The organism is Polaromonas naphthalenivorans CJ2 (genome assembly GCF_000015505.1).
Lineage (GTDB): Bacteria > Pseudomonadota > Gammaproteobacteria > Burkholderiales > Burkholderiaceae_C > Polaromonas > Polaromonas naphthalenivorans.
Genome location: NC_008781.1, coordinates 1,243,974 through 1,263,474, shown reverse-complemented (window position 1 = coordinate 1,263,474; position 19,501 = coordinate 1,243,974). Strand labels below are relative to the sequence as shown.

19 protein-coding genes are annotated in these 19,501 nt (G+C 62.8%); 13 read left to right on the top strand and 6 right to left on the bottom strand.

Annotated features, from left to right (window positions below; genetic code table 11):
- The first annotated feature begins 10 nt into the window (after positions 1-10).
- From PNAP_RS05940 to PNAP_RS05915, 6 genes are all read left to right on the top strand, one after another.
- Positions 11-1,711 carry a CTP synthase gene (locus tag PNAP_RS05940; protein ID WP_011800594.1) on the top strand — a complete coding sequence of 567 codons (1,701 nt, stop codon included), beginning with the start codon at positions 11-13 and terminating at the stop codon, positions 1,709-1,711.
- Positions 1,708-2,565 (top strand): 3-deoxy-8-phosphooctulonate synthase, encoded by an 858-nt coding sequence (kdsA, locus tag PNAP_RS05935; protein WP_011800593.1) that lies wholly within the window; start codon positions 1,708-1,710, stop codon positions 2,563-2,565. The genes PNAP_RS05940 and kdsA overlap by 4 nt, the downstream gene beginning before the upstream one ends.
- 137 nt (positions 2,566-2,702) lie before the next feature.
- Positions 2,703-3,989, top strand: coding sequence for a phosphopyruvate hydratase (gene eno / locus PNAP_RS05930; protein WP_011800592.1), 1,287 nt, complete (start codon positions 2,703-2,705; stop codon positions 3,987-3,989).
- 51 nt (positions 3,990-4,040) lie between these two features.
- A complete protein-coding gene (locus PNAP_RS05925; protein ID WP_011800591.1) occupies positions 4,041-4,283 on the top strand; it encodes a septum formation initiator family protein in 243 nt (80 codons plus the stop codon).
- A gap of 51 nt (positions 4,284-4,334) precedes the next feature.
- A complete protein-coding gene (locus PNAP_RS05920; protein ID WP_011800590.1) occupies positions 4,335-4,892 on the top strand; it encodes a hypothetical protein in 558 nt (185 codons plus the stop codon).
- A 265-nt stretch (positions 4,893-5,157) separates the two neighbouring features.
- Positions 5,158-6,432, top strand: a complete 1,275-nt coding sequence (locus tag PNAP_RS05915; protein WP_232290758.1) for a DUF2252 domain-containing protein — start codon at positions 5,158-5,160, stop codon at positions 6,430-6,432.
- Positions 6,433-6,489: 57 nt separating this feature from the next.
- Here PNAP_RS05915 and hslO read toward each other — a convergent pair whose 3' ends face one another.
- A complete protein-coding gene (gene hslO / locus PNAP_RS05910; RefSeq protein ID WP_011800588.1) occupies positions 6,490-7,458 on the bottom strand; it encodes an Hsp33 family molecular chaperone HslO in 969 nt (322 codons plus the stop codon).
- A gap of 159 nt (positions 7,459-7,617) precedes the next feature.
- Positions 7,618-8,142: a gamma carbonic anhydrase family protein gene (locus PNAP_RS05905; RefSeq protein ID WP_011800587.1), complete on the bottom strand. Its 525-nt coding sequence runs from the start codon at positions 8,140-8,142 to the stop codon at positions 7,618-7,620.
- Positions 8,143-8,258: 116 nt separating this feature from the next.
- On the opposite strand from PNAP_RS05905, the gene PNAP_RS05900 reads away from it, so the two are divergent.
- From PNAP_RS05900 to PNAP_RS05890, 3 genes are all read left to right on the top strand, one after another.
- Positions 8,259-9,080, top strand: coding sequence for a ferritin-like domain-containing protein (locus PNAP_RS05900; protein ID WP_041377037.1), 822 nt, complete (start codon positions 8,259-8,261; stop codon positions 9,078-9,080).
- Between the two features lie 167 nt (positions 9,081-9,247).
- Positions 9,248-9,580 (top strand): hypothetical protein, encoded by a 333-nt coding sequence (locus PNAP_RS25550; protein ID WP_011800585.1) that lies wholly within the window; start codon positions 9,248-9,250, stop codon positions 9,578-9,580.
- A gap of 108 nt (positions 9,581-9,688) precedes the next feature.
- The gene (locus PNAP_RS05890) at positions 9,689-10,954 is read left to right on the top strand and encodes a class I SAM-dependent methyltransferase (protein WP_011800584.1); all 1,266 of its coding nucleotides are present in this window, start codon (positions 9,689-9,691) and stop codon (positions 10,952-10,954) included.
- 30 nt (positions 10,955-10,984) lie between these two features.
- On the opposite strand, the gene xerD is transcribed toward PNAP_RS05890, so the two are convergent.
- Positions 10,985-11,887: a site-specific tyrosine recombinase XerD gene (xerD, locus tag PNAP_RS05885; RefSeq protein ID WP_011800583.1), complete on the bottom strand. Its 903-nt coding sequence runs from the start codon at positions 11,885-11,887 to the stop codon at positions 10,985-10,987.
- Positions 11,888-12,059: 172 nt separating this feature from the next.
- On the opposite strand from xerD, the gene PNAP_RS05880 reads away from it, so the two are divergent.
- Positions 12,060-12,968, top strand: a complete 909-nt coding sequence (locus tag PNAP_RS05880) for an AEC family transporter (RefSeq protein ID WP_041376556.1) — start codon at positions 12,060-12,062, stop codon at positions 12,966-12,968.
- A gap of 108 nt (positions 12,969-13,076) precedes the next feature.
- Here PNAP_RS05880 and queG read toward each other — a convergent pair whose 3' ends face one another.
- A complete protein-coding gene (queG, locus tag PNAP_RS05875) occupies positions 13,077-14,171 on the bottom strand; it encodes a tRNA epoxyqueuosine(34) reductase QueG (protein WP_041376555.1) in 1,095 nt (364 codons plus the stop codon).
- Between queG and tsaE the strand changes: the two genes are divergently transcribed.
- The 3 genes from tsaE (at position 14,142) to PNAP_RS05860 (ending at position 16,600) form a co-directional block, all read left to right on the top strand.
- Positions 14,142-14,660 (top strand): tRNA (adenosine(37)-N6)-threonylcarbamoyltransferase complex ATPase subunit type 1 TsaE, encoded by a 519-nt coding sequence (gene tsaE / locus PNAP_RS05870; RefSeq protein ID WP_011800580.1) that lies wholly within the window; start codon positions 14,142-14,144, stop codon positions 14,658-14,660. The two genes, queG and tsaE, sit on opposite strands and share 30 nt — an antisense overlap.
- On the top strand, positions 14,657-16,216 hold the full coding sequence (locus PNAP_RS05865) for an N-acetylmuramoyl-L-alanine amidase (protein WP_011800579.1): 1,560 nt from the start codon (positions 14,657-14,659) through the stop codon (positions 16,214-16,216). The genes tsaE and PNAP_RS05865 overlap by 4 nt, the downstream gene beginning before the upstream one ends.
- A 171-nt stretch (positions 16,217-16,387) precedes the next feature.
- Complete coding sequence (locus tag PNAP_RS05860) at positions 16,388-16,600, top strand: glycine zipper 2TM domain-containing protein (protein ID WP_041376554.1); 213 nt, start codon at positions 16,388-16,390, stop codon at positions 16,598-16,600.
- 155 nt (positions 16,601-16,755) lie between these two features.
- Here the strand turns inward: PNAP_RS05860 and PNAP_RS05855 are convergent, their stop codons facing one another.
- Together PNAP_RS05855 and PNAP_RS05850 are read right to left on the bottom strand one after the other, a co-directional pair.
- Positions 16,756-18,606, bottom strand: a complete 1,851-nt coding sequence (locus tag PNAP_RS05855; protein WP_011800577.1) for an AMP-dependent synthetase/ligase — start codon at positions 18,604-18,606, stop codon at positions 16,756-16,758.
- Between the two features lie 19 nt (positions 18,607-18,625).
- A complete protein-coding gene (locus tag PNAP_RS05850) occupies positions 18,626-19,285 on the bottom strand; it encodes a VTT domain-containing protein (RefSeq protein WP_011800576.1) in 660 nt (219 codons plus the stop codon).
- Between the last annotated feature and the right edge of the window lie 216 nt (positions 19,286-19,501).

Here is a 19,501-nt window from a genome sequence, read left to right as displayed (position 1 = left end):
CGTACATGGCATGACCAAATTTGTCTTCGTCACCGGCGGTGTAGTGTCTTCCCTGGGCAAGGGAATCGCTTCAGGCGCTTTGGCCGCGATCCTCGAATCCCGAGGCCTCAAGGTCACCCTCATCAAGCTCGATCCCTATATCAATGTGGATCCGGGCACAATGTCGCCGCTCCAGCATGGCGAGGTTTTTGTCACCGACGACGGCGCTGAAACCGACCTGGACCTGGGCCATTACGAGCGTTTCATCGAAACCCGGATGCGCAAGGCCAACAACTTCACCACCGGCCAGATCTACCAGAGCGTGCTGGACAAGGAACGCCGTGGCGACTACCTCGGCAAGACGGTGCAGGTGATTCCGCACATCACCAACGAAATCCAGGACTTCATCAAGCGCGGCGCGCGCTACGACACGCCTGACGCGGTCGATGTGGCGATTGTCGAAATCGGCGGCACGGTCGGCGACATCGAATCCCTGCCCTTTTTAGAGGCCGTGCGCCAGATGAGCCTGCGCATGGGGCCGAACAACAGCGCTTTCGTGCATCTGAGCTACGTGCCATGGATTGCCGCGGCCGGCGAACTCAAGACCAAGCCGACCCAGCACACCGCCAAGCAATTGCGCGAGATCGGCATCCAGGCCGACGTGCTGCTGTGCCGTGCCGACCGACCCATTCCCACGGAAGAGCGCGACAAGATTTCGCTGTTTTCCAATGTCCCGGCATGGGGTGTCATTTCCATGTGGGATGTGGACACGATCTACAAGGTGCCGCGCATGCTGCACGAGCAGGGGCTCGACGGCCTGATCTGCGACAAGCTGCGCCTGCACACACCCCCGGCCAACCTCAAGCGCTGGGATGATCTGGTCTATGCCACCGAGCATCCCCAAACCGAGGTCAGCATCGCCATGGTCGGCAAGTATGTCGATTTGAGCGACAGCTACAAGTCGCTCAACGAAGCCCTGCGCCACGCCGGCATGAAAAACCATGCCAAAGTGGTTATCACCTATGTGGACTCCGAAACCTTGACGCCCGATACGGTTTCCAGCCTGGCGCAGTTCGACGGCATCCTGGTGCCCGGCGGCTTTGGCGTGCGCGGCGTCGAAGGCAAAATCTGCGCCGCCCGCTTTGCGCGCGAGAACAAGATTCCCTACCTCGGCATCTGCCTGGGCATGCAGGTGGCCACCATCGAATTCGCGCGCCATGTCGCCGGCCTCAAGGACGCCAACAGCACCGAGTTCGACCCGCTGACGCCACATCCGGTCATCGCCCTCATCACCGAGTGGAAAGACGCCGACGGCACCATCAAGACGCGGCATGCCAAGTCCGACCTGGGCGGCACCATGCGGCTGGGCGCGCAAAGCTCCGATGTCTCGCCGAACAGCCTGGCGCACAGCATCTACGGCGATGTGGTGACGGAACGCCATCGCCACCGCTATGAAGCCAATGTCAACTACCTCGACACGCTGCGCAAATCGGGCTTGGTCATTTCCGCGCTGACGCAGCGCGAGCACCTGACCGAGATTGTCGAGCTGCCGCAGGACGTTCACCCGTGGTTCGTGGGCGTGCAGTTTCACCCTGAATTCAAATCGACGCCGTGGGATGGCCACCCGCTGTTCAATGCCTACATCGCCGCCACGCTGGAACAACGTAGCGCGCTCAGCCAGGCGAAAAAAGCCGAGACGGCAAAACCCCTGAAAGTGGTGGCATCGACATGAAACTCTGCGGATTTGACATCGGGCTGGACCAGCCCTTCTTCCTGATTGCCGGCCCCTGCGTGGTGGAGTCCGAGCAGTTGCAGATGGACACGGCCGGAACGCTCAAGGAAATCACCGCGTCGCTGGGCATTCCCTTCATTTTCAAGTCCAGCTACGACAAGGCGAACCGCTCCAGCGGCACCAGCTTTCGCGGTCCGGGCATGGAAAAGGGGCTTCAAATCCTGGCCAAGGTCAAGCGCGAGCTGGGCCTGCCGATCCTGACCGACGTGCATTCAGAAGCCGAGATCACCGCCGTCGCCGCCGTGGTCGATGTGCTGCAGACACCGGCATTCCTGTGCCGGCAGACCGACTTCATCCACGCTGTGGCGCAATCGGGCCGGCCGGTCAACATCAAGAAGGGCCAGTTCCTCGCGCCCGGCGACATGAAGAACGTCATCGACAAGGCTAGAGCCGCAGCGCGCGAAAAAGGCCTGGATGAAGACCGCTTCATGGCCTGCGAGCGCGGCGCCAGCTTTGGCTACAACAATTTAGTTTCCGACATGCGCAGTCTGGCCATCATGCGCGAGACGCGTGCGCCGGTGGTGTTCGACGCCACGCATTCGGTGCAGCTGCCCGGTGGCATGGGCACCAGCAGCGGCGGCCAGCGCGAGATGGTGCCGGTGCTGGCCCGCGCCGCCGTGGCCGTCGGCATTGCCGGATTGTTCATGGAAACCCATCCCGACCCGGCCAACGCGATGAGCGACGGCCCGAATGCCGTGCCCCTCAAGCACATGAAGGCGCTGCTGGAAACGCTGCTGGAGCTGGACCGGGTGACCAAGAAAAACGGTTATCTGGAAAACAGCTTCTCGGCCTGAGCCCGTGCGCGTAGCGGTTACGTACCCCGAACAATCGGCAGCACACCGCCCGCGCAGCCCAAAGCCATGCAAAAATCTGCTGTTGAGGCCCTGGCCCCTGGCCACGTCCGATTTTTATTTACCAAGGAAGACAAAAAATGAGCGCTATTGTTGATATCGTGGGCCGCGAAATTCTGGACAGCCGTGGCAACCCCACCGTCGAATGCGACGTGCTGCTGGAATCCGGCGTGATGGGCCGGGCAGCCGTGCCTTCGGGCGCCTCCACCGGCTCGCGTGAAGCCATCGAACTGCGCGACGGCGACAAGTCGCGCTACCTCGGCAAGGGCGTACTCAAGGCAGTCGGCTATATCAACAACGAAATCTCCGAAGCCGTGCTCGGCCTGGACGCGAGCGAGCAGGCCTTCCTGGACCGCACGCTGATCGAACTCGACGGCACCGAGAACAAATCGCGCCTGGGCGCCAACGCCATGCTGGCCGTCAGCATGGCCGTGGCCAGAGCCGCCGCTGAAGAAGCCGGCCTGCCGCTGTACCGCTACTTTGGCGGCATGGCTGCGGTGCAAATGCCCGTACCTATGATGAACGTCATCAACGGCGGCGAGCACGCCAACAACAATCTCGACCTGCAAGAGCTGATGATCATCCCGCTGGGCGCACCGAGCTTTCGCGAAGCCCTGCGCTATGGCGCCGAGGTGTTCCACGCCCTGAAGAAAATCCTGCACGACAAGGGCATCAGTACCGCTGTCGGCGACGAAGGCGGCTTTGCGCCCAACGTACCCGGCGGCCATGAAGCAGCCATCCAGATGATCCTGGAAGCGATTGACAAGGCAGGCTATGTGGCCGGCGAGCAGATCGCCCTGGGCCTCGATTGCGCCGCCTCCGAGTTCTACAAGGACGGCAAGTACGAGCTGTCCGGCGAAGGCCTGAGCTTGAGCGCGCAGGAATGGACCGACATGCTGGCGACCTGGGTCGATAAATACCCCATCATCAGCATCGAGGACGGCATGGCCGAAGGCGACTGGGACGGCTGGAAAATCCTCACCGACCGCCTGGGCAAGAACGTGCAGATCGTCGGCGACGACCTGTTCGTCACCAACACCAAGATTCTGAAAGAAGGCATCGACAAGGGCATCGCCAATTCGATCCTGATCAAGATCAACCAGATCGGCACGCTGACCGAAACCTTCGCCGCGATTGAAATGGCCAAGCGCGCCGGCTATACCGCCGTGATCTCGCACCGCTCGGGCGAGACCGAGGACTCGACGATTGCCGACATCGCCGTCGGCACCAACGCCGGCCAGATCAAGACCGGTTCGCTGTCGCGCTCGGACCGCATGGCCAAGTACAACCAGCTGCTGCGCATCGAGGAAGACCTGGGCGAAGTTGCCAGCTACCCCGGCCGCTCGGCTTTCTACAACCTGCGCTAACGCATTCGCCAGCACGTGGGCAAGCGCTTACTGGTTCCTGTCGTCCTGCTCATGCTGCTGGGGCTGTTCCATGCACAGCTCTGGAGGGGCCGGGGCAGCATTCCCGACGTGCATGAAATGCAGCAGCGGCTTGGCGAACAGCTTGCCAACAACAAGCTGCGCCAGGCTGCCAACGACCAGCTGGCCTCCGAAATCAAGGATTTGCAGGAAGGCCTGGAGATGGTCGAGGAAAAAGCCCGCAGCGAACTCGGCATGGTCAAGCCCAATGAAATGTTTGTGCAGTTCACCGATTAAGCCGCCTGCAAGACCGGCAATGGTCGCGCTTGCAGCGTCGCACCTTCAGCCATGGCAGCGCTGAAAGTCGCGCTGCTTGGCGCGTCCCGCACCCAGCTATCGGAACTTGCCGCAGCGCTGGATGAGGCGCTGAAAGCCTCGGACTGGCAAGCGCTGCTTGTGGTGGCTGCCGACGTGGCGACGCTGCCGGCTGACCTGGCCAGCTTTGGCCTGGTACTGCTGGCGGGCCTGCAATCCCCGGCCTCTTCCCTGTTTTTGGACAGCCACGCCTCGACGCTGGAGCCTGCGCAGGAAGCGGCAGACCAGTCGATCCGCGCCGCGCTGGCGCATGGCGCGCTTGCTTACCGGGTGCTCTATGGCACCCCTGATGAACGGCTGGCCCATGCGCTGCATGCTGTTCAAAGCCTGCTGACGCCGGCCCAGATACGCCCGAGCCCGAAAGCCGGATCGGGCAACACCAAAAACCAGCCTTGGGTCTGGATGTGCGACAAATGCAGCGACCCGCAGTGCGAGCACAAGCTGTTGACGGCGCTGCTGTCGCAGCGCTCGACTGGCAAGTCCGGGGGAAATATGGAAAACAAACAATTCGTATCGTTTATGAATCGTTGATCTTCCTGGAAACATTTCTTATCTCTATACCGTGATGCACCTGGGCGCTTGAATGACCTGTTCATCACTTTGTCATCAAATTTTAAAGACCGGCTACATACACTTACATTTTTAACAATTAAGCGTTCAAATGTTGCCCCTCTGTCCTCTTTTTTCTTCCTCACCAGCATTCCATTCCGCTGGAAAATTAACCGTCCTGTGCGTTCTGGTTGCCGCAGCACTAGCCCCGCTGGCCGCCGATGCGGCTACCGCGCGCCAAGCCTACGTGACACAAGAGGTTTACACCCAGAACCACCCCTACGCGGCACAGTTGCCTCAAGAGCTGTTCACCAAAATGGACAAGATGGCGCTGAGTCCTTTCATGTTCTTCCGGGGCACGGCCCATCTTTATCACAAGGACATGCGCACCGTGTCGTCGGCCTTCCTGACCAGCGGCACCTCGCTGGTCTGGCTTGATGGCGACATGCACCTGCAAAACTTCGGCGCGGTGCTCAATTCCGCAGGCAACGCTGTGTTTGACACCAACGACTTCGATGAAGGCGCCTGGGGTCCGTTCAACCTGGACGTTTACCGCCTGGCGACCAGCATCCAGCTGGCCGCCAAGGAAATGGGCGTGTCCAGCGCCGACCGTGACAGCCTCGTGCGAACCTTCGCCGAGAGCTATTCCAAAAAAATGACCGACTTCAAAGGCAGCGATGAAGAGCTGGGCTATGGCTTGAGCAGCAGCAACACCAGCGGCGTGGTGCAAGACACTGTCAACAAGGTGGCCGGCAATACACGCAGCAGCTTCCTGGGCAAATACACCACTTCGGCCAGCCCGCGCCGCTTTCAGAGCACGGCCGAGTTGATTGCCGTCTCCAGCAGCACCAGCAGCGCCATTGCAACAGCCATGTCAAGCTACATCGGCAGCATTCCCGCCAGCAAGCTGCCGGCCTCGGCCAACTACTTCAACATCAAGGACATCCGCCTGAAACTCGGCTCTGGCACCGGCAGCCTGGGTCGCTATCGCTACTGGATTCTGGTCGAAGGCGCCAGCAGTTCCAACAGCGATGACGTGATCCTGGAAATGAAGGAATCGGTGGCCAGCGCGGTCAATTTGTCCAACCAGAACACCATGCCCGCGAGCGTGTACAACAGCCACTTCGGCTACCGTGTGGTGCGCAGCCTCAAGGCGCAGACCAGTTACGCCGACCCGCTGGCGGGCTATGCCAGCATGTCGGGCAAGGCCTTTTTCCTGCGCGAAAAATCGGCTTTCGCCGAAGATTTTGACTACACCCTGCTCACCAGCTACGGCAAATGGAGCACCGCCGTGGACTATTTCGGCAAGGCGCTGGCCAAGAACCACGCCCTGTCCGACAAGGACTACGACCCCAACCTGATCAGCTCATCGGTTGACAAGGCGGTCAGCGATGCGGTCACCGGCTACACCTCGGCCTTCAAGGACGAAGTGATGTACTTCGCCAAGGATTACGCCGCCCAGGTGGAACTCGACTGGCAGGAATTCGTCAAGGCCAAGAACGCCGGCGCGACGCTGTATTAAAAAAGCAGAAAAGGCTGCCACGCGGCAGCCTTTTCGCTTGGCTATTAATCGAAGCGTTTACTGCACCGTCGAGGTCGGCGGCTGCTGCTGGATATGCTGGGTGAAAAGCTGCGCCGCATCGACTGGATCGAATTCGTACTGCGCGCCGCAAAATTCGCAGGCCACATCGACCTTGCCGCGCTCGGCAATGATGCTTTCGATTTCCGCCGTGCCCAGGCCGCGCAGCATGCTGCCCACCCGCTCACGCGAGCAGCTGCACGCAAAGCTGGGCGTTAGCGGCTCGAAACGCGTGATCGGCTCTTCCCAGAACAGCCGGCGCAGGATCGTATCGACATCCAGCGTGAGCAACTCTTCGCGCTTGAGCGTGCCGGCCAGCATGGCGATGCGCTGGTAGTCCTCATTGACGCCGATCTGGTCTTCATTGGCCTGGCGGTCCATCTGGCCTTCGAGGTTGCCCTGGCCCTTGACCGGCAGGCGCTGGATCAGCAGGCCGGCGGCCACGTTGCCGTCGGCGGCCAAAATCAAACGCGTGTCGAGCTGCTCGCTTTGCAGCATGTAATGCTCCAGCACCTCGCTCAGCTTCTCGATTTTTTCATGCCGGTCGCCAAACAGCGGCACCACGCCCTGGTAGGGCTGCTGGCCCGGAAACTTGTCTTTTGGGTCCAGCGTGATGGCGCAGCGGCCTTCGTTCTTCACGTTGACCAGTTGGCTCAGCGAACTGCCCTCGGGCACCTCGCCGGTCACTGTGGCGGTGGCGCGCAGGCTCAGGTCGGGCTGAACCTCGGCCACGGCCAGCTTGACCGGGCCATCGCCAAAAATCTGCAGGATCAGCGCGCCGTTGAACTTGATGTTGCTTTGCATCAGGGCGCCGGCCGCCGTCATTTCGCCCAGCAGCTGCATGACCTCGGCCGGGTAGCCGCCGGCAGACTCGCGGCGCTTGAGGATTTCCTGCCACGAGTCGGTCAGGCGCACCAGCATGCCGCGCACCGGCAGGCCGTCAAAGATAAATTTATGGAGTTCAGACATGGTTGGTTATAGCCCCCACGCTTTTCGCTTCGCGTAATGCGCTGCCCCCCGAGGGGGCGCTGCGCCTGCGGCCCGGCGAAGCCGGTTCCGCGGCCCCTGTTGGCTTGAGCGTGGTTTGGGATGGACGGATATTGAGGGTGCTCATGTTGTTGGTGCCGTTCAGCCCAGCTTCCTGAGCCCGGCTTTGTAGCGCCGGGCATTGTCCATATAGTGCTGCGCGCTCATTTTTAAACCCTCGATCTGCGCGTCAGACAACTGGCGCACGGCCTTGGCCGGGCTGCCCAGGATCATGCAGCCGTCGGGAAACTCCTTGCCCTCGGTCACCAGCGAGCCGGCGCCGACCAGGCAATGCTTGCCGATCTTCGCGCCATTGAGCACCACCGACTGGATGCCGATCAACGAGCCGTCGCCAATCGTGCAGCCGTGCAGCATGACCTGGTGGCCGACGGTCACGTTGTCGCCAATCACCAGCGGCATGCCCTCATCGGCGTGCAGCACGCTGTTGTCCTGGATGTTGGAGCCCTTGCCCACCGTGATGGTGTCGGTATCGCCCCGGGCCACCACGCCAAACCAGACGCTGCTGCCTTCGGCCAGCGTCACATTGCCGATGACCTGCGCGCTGTCGGCCACCCAGGCCGAGTCGTGAATGACAGGATGCAAATCGTCCAGCTGGTAAATGGCCATGGGGTTCCTTGATGACGGGTTGATGAAAACGGCTTTTGATTGTAAGGAAAGCCGCAGCGGCAAGCGCCCGGGCCGGGTTTCTGGCCGGCGGCAAGTGCATCACCGACAATCCGGCCATGACCGCCACGCCCCCCGTACCCGAACTGCGCCAGCTCGCCCTGCAGGCGCTGATGGAGCCTGATTCACAACAAAAAGTGCTGCTTGCGCAATACCTGTATGCGCAAGCAGCTACTATTTTCATAGCAGTTAATGAAACCCTTATGGCGCCCGCCGGCCTGCCCGGCTGCCCGGCGCGGCCGGAGTTGCGCACGCACCTGGACATGCCCAAGCGCTCGCCCTTCACCGCAGAAGGCCTGGCCGCCCTGCTGCATGCGGTCACCCACATCGAGTTCAATGCCATCAACCTGGCGCTTGATGCGGCCTGGCGCTTTGCCGGCATGCCGCGCGCCTATTACCTCGACTGGCTCAAGGTGGCGGCTGAAGAGGCCCGGCACTTCAGCCTGCTGCGCGCCCAGCTGCAGGCCATGGGCTACGACTATGGTGACTTCGCGGCCCACACCGGCCTGTGGGACATGACCCAAAAAACCGAAGGCGACGTGCTGGCGCGCATGGCGCTGGTGCCGCGCACGCTGGAGGCGCGCGGGCTGGACGCGACGCCGCCGATGCAGGCCAAGCTGCGCAAGGTCGGCACGCCCGATGCCCTGCGCGCAGTCAGCATCCTGGACATCATCCTGCGCGACGAAATCGGCCATGTGGCGATTGGCAACCGCTGGTATCGGTATTTGTGCGCCGAGCGCGGCCTGGAGCCGCAAGCCACCTATGCCGTGCTGGCGCAGGCTTACGGCGCGCCGCGCCTCAAAGGCCCGCTGAATCTGGAGGCCAGGCGCCAGGCGGGTTTTGACGATGCCGAACTCGCCTTGCTGGATGCCAGCGCCTGATGCGGCCTGGCACTTCGTTGATTGACTAACCTGAAACTGTGGGAATGCATAGTGAGCGCTTGTAGTCCAAACGGCTCAATCACTTTTTGCACAATGAAAGAGCATTCAGATACATTTAAAGCGCCAGCAAAAAATCCATTGACCTACTGGAAACAAGGAGACGCAAGATGATGATGAAGCAACTGATTCAAAAGGCAAAAGTCATGTTTTTTGAACCCGATGGAGCCAGCGGGGCCGCCGAGCAGCGAGCTTTCACCGCTCTCGACGCGGATGACCTGGGCCAGCCGGTCACTGGCCACCCGATGACCGCCGAGCAGCAACGCATCCAGTTCCTTGAAACCCAGAATCAGCAATTGCGTGCGGACATCGCCCTGCTAAAAAATAGTTCCATGGGTTTTGCCCATGAATTGCGAGAGTTGCTGGCAGATGTGTCGCAGCTGGGATTTTCCACGGGTGTCAGAACTTCCCAGGCCGTTGCACCTCAGGCTGAAATTCACTGACTCCTTTCGACAGGGCACGGGCTGCGCGTGCATTTTGTTGCGCAAAACAGGTGATGGCAGCGCGTCTTCAGGCGCGCTAGACTTTTCCAACACCGAAAGGAGTTGCGCATGTTCCAGTCCCTGGTTCCTGGTCACCCATCACACCTGTCCGGCCTGCCTCCAGAGATTGCCCTGCAGCTGCCGCAGGGGCAGCAACTGGGTGCGGCGGACGCGCCGGTCAGGCTGTCGTTCTCCAGATGGTCGAGCATCGCCCGCCTCAAGGCCGGCCAGATCGGCGCCCTGGCCGAGGACTATGTCGAGGGCAAGCTGCAGCTCGAAGGCGCGATGCGCGACGTGATGCGCGCCACGCTCAAGCTGCTGCCCGGCAATCCGGTTGAAAGCGATACCGGCTGGTGGACCGCCCTGCGGCACCGGGCCAAGTCGCTCACGGCGCACACGCTGGCCAGGGACGCCACGCAGATACAGTTTCATTACGATGTTTCCGATGCTTTCTATGCGCTGTGGCTGGACCCGCGCCGCGTCTATTCATGCGCCTATTACCGCGAAACCGGCATGACGCTGGCCCAGGCGCAGGAAGCCAAGCTCGACCACATCTGCCGCAAGCTGATGCTCCAGCCCGGCGAACATTTCCTCGACATTGGCGCCGGCTGGGGCGGGCTGCTGCTGTGGGCGGCCGAGCATTACGGCGTCGATGCGACCGGCATCACGCTGTCAAAAAACCAGCACGCGCATGTGCAGCAACTGATAGACGCCAAGGGCCTGGGCCAGCGGGTGCGCATCGAGTTGTGCGACTACCGCGACCTGCCGGAAAAAAAACCTTTTGACAAAATATCGTCCGTCGGCATGTTCGAGCATGTCGGGCAGGTCAACATGGATGCCTACTTTGGCAAGGTCATGCGCTTGCTGGCCCCGGGCGGGCTGGCCCTGAACCATGGCATTACTGCTGGCGGTGTTGACAACCGGCAACTGGGCGCCGGCATGGGCGACTTCATCGGCAAATACATTTTCCCGGGCGGCGAGTTGCTGCACATCAGCGCCGTGCTCGGGCATATGGCGCACTCCGGCCTGGAAATGGTCGATACCGAAAACCTGCGGCCGCACTACGGGCGCACGCTGTGGGACTGGTCCGATGCGCTGGAAGCGCGGCTGGACGAGGCGCGCGCCGTGCTGGCCGCCGATGGCGGGCTTGAGCGCGCTGAAAAAATCCTGCGCGCCTACCGCCTCTATCTGGCCGGCAGCGCCATGAGCTTCGAGCAGGGCTGGATCGCGCTGCACCAGGTGCTGGCAGCCCGGCCCGCCCTTGACAGGCAGGGCGAAACCATCAAGGGCGCGCAGTCAGCCTACCCCTTCAACCGCGAATTCATGTACCGCTGAAGGGTTCCGGCTTGCCGCCGTTCAGCACGGTCAGCCGCGCGGGTGATGCTCGGCATGAATCGACTTCAGGCGTTCGCGCGCCACATGCGTATAGATCGTTGTGGTCGAGATGTCGGCATGCCCGAGCAGCATCTGCACCGCCCGCAAGTCGGCGCCGTGGTTCAGCAAATGCGTGGCAAAGGCATGGCGCAGGGTGTGCGGCGACAGCGGCGAATGGATGCCAGCCAGCAGCGCGTACTTCTTGACCAGCATCCAGAACATCACCCGGCTCATGCCATGGCCGTGGCCGGTGACAAACAGGTCGTCGGTCTGCTGGCCGCCCAGGATGGCCGGTCGCGACTCGGCGATGTAGCGCACGATCCACTCGCGCGCCACCTGGCCGAAAGGCACCAGCCGCTCCGCGCTGCCCTTGCCCATGACGCGCAGCGCGCCTTCGTTCAGACCGACATGAAAGGTCTTGAGCCCGACCAGTTCGCTCACGCGCAGGCCGCTGGCGTACATCAGCTCCAGCATGGCGCGGTCGCGCAGGCCGAGCGGCGTGTCGTCATCCGGGGCGGCGAGCAAGGCATCGACCTGCGCCTCGGACATGACCTTGGGCACGCGCAAAGCCTGCTTGGCCGACTGGAGCTTGAGCGTCGGGTCGGCGGCGATCAGGTTTTCGCGCAGCGCCCAGCGAAAGTAGCGCTTGAACACCGTCAGGCAGCGGTTGGCCGAGGTGGCCTTGGTGGCCGCATGGCGGAATGAAAAATAGGCCTTGAGGTCGTCCTCGTCCGTGTCGTCGAGCTTTCTGTGCTGCTGCTCCTTGGCATGGAGCCAGCCCGCGTACAGCGACAGGTCGCGCCGGTAAGCGGCCAGCGTGTTCCTGGAAAGGCCGTCTTCGAGCCACAGGGCGTCGATGAACGCATCAATGCTGGACTGGCTTTGTGGGTGCATGGTGTGATGTGGGTGGCAGGACAATAAAAAAAGCAGAGGCGGGGCAGGCGTTCAATCCAGCCCGAGCGTTGAAGTATCGGCCACCTTCTTGTGCCCGTCGAACCTTGTTCGGATAGTCTGGAGGAATACACACAAGGGCAAACCCGGATGGATTGCGGTTATTCTTCGCCCGGTGATTTACGCGCAGCTTCTTCTTCCCGACTTTTCGCTCATTTTGTGCGGCTACCTGCTGTGCCGCCATACGCCCCTGAACCGCTCGGTCTGGAGCCAGGTGGAAAGCCTGGTTTACTACTTTTTATTCCCGGTGCTGCTGTTCCAGTCGATTGTCAAGACCCCACTCGACCTGGGCGCCACTTCCAGCCTGATCGGCGCCGGCCTCACGCTGGGGCTGGCGAGCATTGCGCTGGCCTACAGCCTGCCCTATCTGCCCGGGCTGCGCCAGCATATTGACCTTCGCGAGCATGCCGCCAGTGCCCAGGTGGCTTTTCGCTTCAACTCCTTCATCGGCCTGGCGCTGGCCGAACGGCTGGCGGGCAGCCAGGGCCTGCAGCTGATCGCGGTGCTGATCGGCGTGTGCGTACCGCTGTTCAACGTGGCGGCGGTGTGGCCCATGGCCCGGCACGCAGGGCGCGGCTTCCTGCGCGAACTGGTGCGCAACCCGCTGATCGTGGCCACCGCCTCGGGCCTGGCGGCGAACCTGCTGGGCTTCAGCCTGCCGGACTGGTCGGTGCCGACGCTGTCGCGCATCGGCGCGTCGTCCATCGTGCTGGGCCTGATGGCGGCGGGCGCCGGCATGCAGTTTGGGCATCTGTCGCAGGCCAAGACCCTGGCGGTGGCCGTGCTGTCGATACGGCATTTCCTGCTGCCCCTGATGGCGCTGGGCCTGACCCGGGCGTTTGGCCTGTCTGCCGTGCAAAGCACGGTGTTGATGGCTTTTTCGGCCCTGCCGACGGCATCAAGCGCCTACGTGCTGGCAGCGCGCATGGGCTACAACGGCGGCTACGTGGCCGGCCTGGTGACCCTGTCCACCCTGCTGGGCGTGGTGAGTTTGCCGTTTGCGCTGGGCCTCTTGCGTTGGTGACGGTTGATGGAGAGACAGCCTGTTTTTGCTATTTAATCAATAGCTGCTCATGCATACGCATCAAGCGCAAACGGCAATTTTGATGCTAAAAATCCGGCCTTGGCGGCTTCACTGGCCCAGCGCCCAGGCCACATGCTCGCGAACCACCTCGCTCGGGTGACCGGCCCGGCCCCGCAGGCTGGCCCGCAACCCAGCCTCGTCCGCAACGCCTGCGCGCAGGGCATTGCCCATGGCGACGGCAATGTTGCGCAGCCAGCGTTCATGGCCGATGCGGCGTATCGGGCTGCCTTCAGTGAAGCGCAAAAAAGCTTCCTCGGTCCAGCCGAACAGCGTCGCGAGCTGCTGCCCGCTCAAGCCCTGGCGCTCGTCGAAATCGGGCAGGCTGCTGCGCTGGGCGAACTTGTTCCACGGGCAGGCCAGCTGGCAGTCGTCGCAGCCGTAGATCCGGTTGCCCATCAAGCGGCGAAGCTCCAGCGGAATCGGGCCGGCATGTTCAATCGTCAGGTAAGAAATGCAACGCCGTGCGTCGAGTTGGTACGGCGCGATGATGGCCTGCGTCGGGCAGATGTCGATGCAGGCCCGGCAACTGCCGCAATGCGCCGTCACCGGCGCGCTAGGCGGCAGCGCAATGTCCACATAAATTTCACCCAGGAAAAACATCGAGCCCGCCTCGCGGTTGAGCACCAGCGTGTGCTTGCCGCGCCAGCCCTGGCCGCTGCGCGACGCCAGTTCGGCCTCCAGCACCGGGGCCGAGTCGGTGAAGGCGCGATGGCCGAACGGGCCGACATGCTCGCCGATCCGTTCAGCGAGTTTTTGCAGCCGCGCGCGCATCACCTTGTGGTAATCACGCCCCCGGGCATAGCTTGAAACGATGCCTTCGCCGGGCCGCTGCAGGCGGCTGAACTCCATCGCCTGCCATTGGCCCGGCTGGGTCGGCGTGGCAGCCGGCAAATAATCCATTCGCGCTGTGATGACGCTGACCGTGCCCGGAACCAATTCGGCGGGCCGCGCTCTTTTAAGGCCGTGCGCTTCCATGTAATGCATGCCACCATGAAAGCCTGCCGCCAGCCACGCCGATAATCCGGGTTCGGCCGATGACAGGTCCACCCCCGCGATGCCGGTTTGCGAAAATCCAAGCTCGCGCGCCCAGGTTTGAATGTGAGAGACGAATTGATGACTGTTCCACTGATTGCAGGTCGGCATCCGCTGATTGTAAAAAACATGGCCTGGCTAGATGAGGCCGCCACCGAATCGTTTGCGCGGGCGCTGGCCCGGCGGCCGGCCATTGGCCGCGCGCTGATCGAGCTGCAAGGCGACCTGGGCAGCGGCAAGACCACCTTCGTGCGCCACCTGCTCAAGGGCCTGGGTGTGCAGGGGCGTATCAAAAGCCCCACCTATGCGGTTGTCGAAGCTTACACATTGCCTGCAACTGGTCTTGACTCGGGCCACAATCGTGAATTGCTGATCTGGCATTTTGATTTTTACCGTTTCAACGATCCGCGCGAGTGGGAGGAAGCCGGGTTTCGCGATATTTTCGCCAGCCCCGGGCTCAAGCTGGTCGAATGGCCGGAAAAAGCAGGTGATCATTTACCCCAGCCCGACCTGGTGATGGCGATTGAGATGTTGCCTGATGAGTCCCGTTTCATCACCCTGACGGCCTATACCCCCACGGGGGCGGAGTTGCTCGCATGAAAAACAACAAGTCTCCCGAGGGTTCGAGTCGCCGCCATGTCCTGCAAATGGGCGGCATCGTGCTGTTGCTCGGCACTCAGCACATCGCGCGGGGCGCGACCATCGTCGCGGTGCGCGTCTGGCCGTCCAAGGACTACACGCGCCTGACCATCGAGTCCGACACCGAGATCAAGGCGCGCCAGTTCTTCATTCCCGAGCCGCCGCGCCTGGCGGTCGATATCGAGGGCATCGATTTGATCCCGGCCTTGCGCGAACTGGTGGCCAAGGTCAAGTCCGATGACCCGAACATCTCGGGCATTCGCGTCGGGCAAAACGCGCCGGGCGTGGTGCGGCTGGTGATGGACCTGAAAAAACCGATGCTGCCGCAGGTCTTCAGCCTGGCGCCGGTGGCCGCCTACCAGCACCGGCTGGTGTTCGACCTGTACCCGGCGCAGCCGGTGGACCCGCTGGAAGCGCTGATCGCCGAACGGCTGGCCGACAACACCGCCAAGCCGGCCGCTGCCGCTCCAGCGCCGGCAGCGCCCACGGCACCGCCACCCGCCATGGCCGCCACGGCGCCGCCGCCGAATCCCACTGCCGGCACGGGCAGCAATGACCCGCTGGGCAACCTGATGGCGCAGCAATCGGGCAAGGCCGCTGCCACGCCCTCGCCTTCCGCGCCTTTGGCTGCCGTGCCGCCTGCAAGCATCGCCGCCAACGCCGGCCGGCCGGTCATTCCCCGGCCGCCGGTGGTTGCATCGGTGGAAAAAGAGCGTCCTCCGGTCAACCTGCCGCCACCCAGGCCCCAGGTCGAGGCGCCAAGCTTTTCAGGCAGCGATTCGGCGCCTGACTTTGGCAACAAGACCGACCGACTGGTCATCGTCGCCCTCGACCCGGGCCATGGCGGCGAAGACCCCGGCGCCATCGGCCCCGGCGGCACGCGTGAAAAGGATGTGGTGCTGCAGATTGCGCACCGCCTGCGCGACCGCATCAACCAGCAGCCCAACATGCGCGCCTATCTGACGCGCGACGCCGATTTTTTCGTGCCGCTGCATGTGCGGGTGCAAAAGGCGCGCAGCGTGAAGGCCGACTTGTTCATCAGCCTGCATGCCGACGCCTTCTTTACCGAGACACCGCAGGGTGCCAGCGTCTTTGCGCTGAGCGAAAAAGGCGCGTCCAGCAGCGCGGCACGCTGGATTGCCGACAAGGAAAACTCGGCCGACCTGGTGGGCGGCATCAATGTCAAGGCCAAGGATGCGCAGGTGCAGCGCGCGATGTTTGACATGAGTACCACGGCGCAGATCAATGACAGCATGAAGCTGGGCAGCGCCATGCTGGGCGAGATCGGCAATGTCGGCAAGCTGCACAAGCCCCGGGTCGAGCAAGCCAGCTTCGCGGTGCTCAAGGCGCCCGACATTCCGAGCGTGCTGGTCGAAACCGCGTTCATCAGCAACCCGATGGAAGAAGCGCGGCTGCGCAGCGACGGCTACCAGATCCAACTGGCCGATGCGCTGATGCGCGGCATCTCGCGCTACTTCGCCAAAAACCCACCGCTGGCACGCAACCGCGCCCTGTAGAGCGGGTTGCCTGCACCCGGTTGCATTCGCAACAATACGACACAGGTCGGCGGCGTCCTCCTACAGTCCGGTTTACATGCGGACAGTAGACTGGAACTACAGGCTGCGCCGGGACTTCAAGACTTGATGGGTTCTGACGAATCAGTCTGGATCTACAGAAAAGGTGAATTTATGAACACGAAAATCCTGATGTCAGTCGCCGCCGCTTCGCTGATTGCCCTGACCGGCTGCGGCACCAGCCCGACCAATGCGCAAATCGGCACGGCAACCGGTGCAGTGCTGGGCGGCGTGGCCGGCGATGCCCTCTTTGGCAACACGATCGGAACCGTCGGTGGCGCAGCCGCCGGTGCCCTGATCGGCAACGAAGTCGGCAAAAAACGCTAAGCATTCAATCGTTTCCCCCGTCCAGGCGGGGCAGGCGGGCAACCCGTCCGGCTGATACGCAAAAAAAGACGACTCGCTGAAATTCAGGAGTCGTCTTTTTTGCCTTTCAACATCAAGGCCAGAAGCGCAAAGCCGGCCTGACGGCAGGCGCAGGCTTATCCGGCTGGCGTGCCGTTGCGGTCTGGCGAACGGTACATCGCATCGATCTCATCGGCATAGCGGGCCATCAGGTTGTTGCGCTTGAGCTTGAGCGTCGGCGTCATGAAGGTGTTTTCAATCGTCCAGGGCTCCAGCGTCAGGAAAATGGCGCGCGGCGCAGCATAGCGGGCAAAGTCGCGGGTCTGGATGGCAATGCGCGCCAAGGCGGCTTTGCGAACCGCCGGCTGACTCAAGCTGGCGGCAGCGATAGGGTCCAGCCCCAGGGACGCGGCCAGGCGCTGCCATTCGGCCTTGTTGACCACCGCCACGCAGCCAATGAAGGGCCGGTTCTCTCCCACCACCATCACCTGCGCGAACAGCGGATCGACCGCAATCGCCAGTTCCAGATCGCCGGGCGGCACCTTTTCGCCGGTCGAGGTGACGATGATTTCCTTGATCCGGCCCATGATGCGGATGCGGCCGTCCTGAATATCGGCCTGGTCGCCGGTGGACAGCCAGCCGTCCGGCGTCAACACGCGCGCCGTGTCCTCGGCGCGCTTCCAGTAGCCTTTCATCACCGACGGGCCGCGCACCTGCAGCTCGCGGTTGTCGCCGATACGCACCTCGATGCCGGGCAGCGCGCGGCCCACGGTGGCCGGGTCGTTGTCATCGACGCCGTTGGCCGCCACCACCGGCGAGGTCTCGGTCATGCCGTAGCCCTGCAGCAGCGGCACGCCCAGCCCCAGAAAGCAGCGTGCCACCGCATGCGACAGCGGCGCGCCGCCGCTCACGGCCACGCGCACCCGCCCGCCGAACTGCGCCCGCAGCTTGCGCGCGACCAGCCGATCCAGAAACGGCCACAGCAGCGGGTCCAGCATCGCCCAGGCGCTGCCTTCGCCGGCGGCCAGCGGCAAGCCCTGCACCTTGCAAAAGCGCCGCCAGCCCACGGCCTGCGCGGCATTGAACAGACGCGTCCTGAAGGCCGAGCCGGCCAGCGACTCGTGCAGCCTGGCAAACACCCGCTCGTAGATGCGCGGCACCGACACCAGCACAGTCGGGCGCACGGTCTTGAGGTCTTCGGCCAGCAAGGCCACCGAGCGCGCATAGGCCACGCAGCTGCCCACCGCCAGCGGCAGGTAGTAGCCGGCCGTGCGCTCAAAGGTGTGCGACAGCGGCAAAAAGGACAAGAACACGTCGCCCGCCGTCGGCACCACGCGCTCCAGGATGGCCAGCACGTTGGACACCACGTTGCGGTGCGTCAGCATCACGCCCTTGGGCTTGCCGGTGGTGCCCGAGGTATAGACGATGGCGGACAGTTCGTCTTCGGCCGGCGGCTGCGCGGCATGCGCCGTGCCCTGCCCCGCCGCCAGCCAGTCGGCCAGCAAGATGACGGACACCGGCCCGATGCCAGCGGGCAGGGCCTCGCGTGCAGTCACCACCACCTGCCTGAGCGCCGGCAGCGCAAGGCCCACACTTTCTATCGCGCGCCACTGCGCCAGCGACGGCACCATCAGCACACAAGCGTCGCAGTCCGACAGGATGTAGGCAATGCTGCCGGGGTTGTCGATGGCATGCAGCGGCACCGGCACCAGGCCCCGCGACAGCGCCGCCTGGTCGATGCACACCGCATCCAGGCCATTGGGCAGCAGAACAGCAATGCGCGCCTGCCGGGGCAGCTGCATGGCCGCCAGGGCCTGGCTCCATTGCGCGATGCGCCCACCGGCCTCAGCCCAGCGGGTAGCCTTCCACTGGCCGGTGGCCGCATCAAATTCGCGGTAGGCCTCGCCCTGCGGACTCTGCGCCACGCGAAAGGCCAGCAGTTCTGGCAGGGTGCGAAGCGCTGAAAGCTGTGTCGAAATCGTATTCATCCAGAGCCTCGCGCAGGCGTCAAGGCTGGACCGGCGCACCGCCAGCCTGCCGCCGCGCGCGCCAAGCGCCAACGATCACGAACAGGCCGGGAATCAAGATCATCGCCCAGATGATCTTGTCCAGGTTCGCCTTGACAAAAGGCACGTTGCCGAACGCATAGCCGACGGTGACAATGCCGCCCACCCACAAGGCGCCGCCGACGAAGTTGAACAGTGAAAACTTGCCCCGGCTCATGTGCGAGATGCCGGCCACGAACGGCGCAAAGGTGCGCAAAAACGGCATGAAGCGCGCCGCGATGATGGTCACGCCGCCATAGCGCTCGTAAAACGCATGCGCCTGGTTGAATGCTTTCTTGTTGAAGAAGCGGGAGTCTTCCCACTGGAACACCTTGGGTCCGATAGAACGGCCTATCGAATAGTTGCACTGGTCGCCCAGCACCGCCGCAGCGAACAGCACGCCCACGGCCAGCGGATAGCTCATCAGACCGACGCCGCACATCGCGCCGACGACGAACAGCAGCGAATCGCCGGGCAAAAACGGCATGACAACCACGCCGGTCTCGACAAAAATAATCACGAAGAGCAGCGCGTACACCCACAGACCATAACTGGCCACGAAGGTTTCGAGGTGCTTGTCAACATGCAGGATGAAATCAATGAGAAAGGCAGCTAGTTCCATGAAGCGGATTTTGACAGGTCGGCAAGCGCTTTTCCCCGATGCCCGTACCGCCAGACGGCATACAAAGGTCCAGCACCTTATGCATCAGGTAAAAAGTGTCCATATATCGGACGCATACCAGCCTAAATTCAGACGCATAGGCCTTGAGGCAAAAGCATAAAATCCAAGAGACTAGCTGTGCAAAGCGGACTTGCATTTGATATTCACCATCTTGGC

What these genes read in the sequence shown, in the direction of transcription:
- xerD (WP_011800583.1), bottom strand. Translation starts at nt 11,887, where the DNA reads ATGCACCCACAAAGCCAGTCCAGCATTGATGCGTTCATCGACGCCCTG.
- kdsA (WP_011800593.1), top strand. Translation starts at nt 1,708, where the DNA reads ATGAAACTCTGCGGATTTGACATCGGGCTGGACCAGCCCTTCTTCCTG.
- PNAP_RS05940 (WP_011800594.1), top strand. Translation starts at nt 11, where the DNA reads ATGACCAAATTTGTCTTCGTCACCGGCGGTGTAGTGTCTTCCCTGGGC.
- PNAP_RS05920 (WP_011800590.1), top strand. Translation starts at nt 4,335, where the DNA reads ATGGCAGCGCTGAAAGTCGCGCTGCTTGGCGCGTCCCGCACCCAGCTA.
- PNAP_RS05855 (WP_011800577.1), bottom strand. Translation starts at nt 18,606, where the DNA reads ATGAATACGATTTCGACACAGCTTTCAGCGCTTCGCACCCTGCCAGAA.
- PNAP_RS25550 (WP_011800585.1), top strand. Translation starts at nt 9,248, where the DNA reads ATGATGATGAAGCAACTGATTCAAAAGGCAAAAGTCATGTTTTTTGAA.
- PNAP_RS05905 (WP_011800587.1), bottom strand. Translation starts at nt 8,142, where the DNA reads ATGGCCATTTACCAGCTGGACGATTTGCATCCTGTCATTCACGACTCG.
- hslO (WP_011800588.1), bottom strand. Translation starts at nt 7,458, where the DNA reads ATGTCTGAACTCCATAAATTTATCTTTGACGGCCTGCCGGTGCGCGGC.
- eno (WP_011800592.1), top strand. Translation starts at nt 2,703, where the DNA reads ATGAGCGCTATTGTTGATATCGTGGGCCGCGAAATTCTGGACAGCCGT.
- tsaE (WP_011800580.1), top strand. Translation starts at nt 14,142, where the DNA reads ATGACTGTTCCACTGATTGCAGGTCGGCATCCGCTGATTGTAAAAAAC.
- PNAP_RS05850 (WP_011800576.1), bottom strand. Translation starts at nt 19,285, where the DNA reads ATGGAACTAGCTGCCTTTCTCATTGATTTCATCCTGCATGTTGACAAG.
- PNAP_RS05890 (WP_011800584.1), top strand. Translation starts at nt 9,689, where the DNA reads ATGTTCCAGTCCCTGGTTCCTGGTCACCCATCACACCTGTCCGGCCTG.
- PNAP_RS05860 (WP_041376554.1), top strand. Translation starts at nt 16,388, where the DNA reads ATGAACACGAAAATCCTGATGTCAGTCGCCGCCGCTTCGCTGATTGCC.
- PNAP_RS05900 (WP_041377037.1), top strand. Translation starts at nt 8,259, where the DNA reads ATGACCGCCACGCCCCCCGTACCCGAACTGCGCCAGCTCGCCCTGCAG.
- PNAP_RS05925 (WP_011800591.1), top strand. Translation starts at nt 4,041, where the DNA reads ATGCTGCTGGGGCTGTTCCATGCACAGCTCTGGAGGGGCCGGGGCAGC.
- PNAP_RS05865 (WP_011800579.1), top strand. Translation starts at nt 14,657, where the DNA reads ATGAAAAACAACAAGTCTCCCGAGGGTTCGAGTCGCCGCCATGTCCTG.
- queG (WP_041376555.1), bottom strand. Translation starts at nt 14,171, where the DNA reads ATGCCGACCTGCAATCAGTGGAACAGTCATCAATTCGTCTCTCACATT.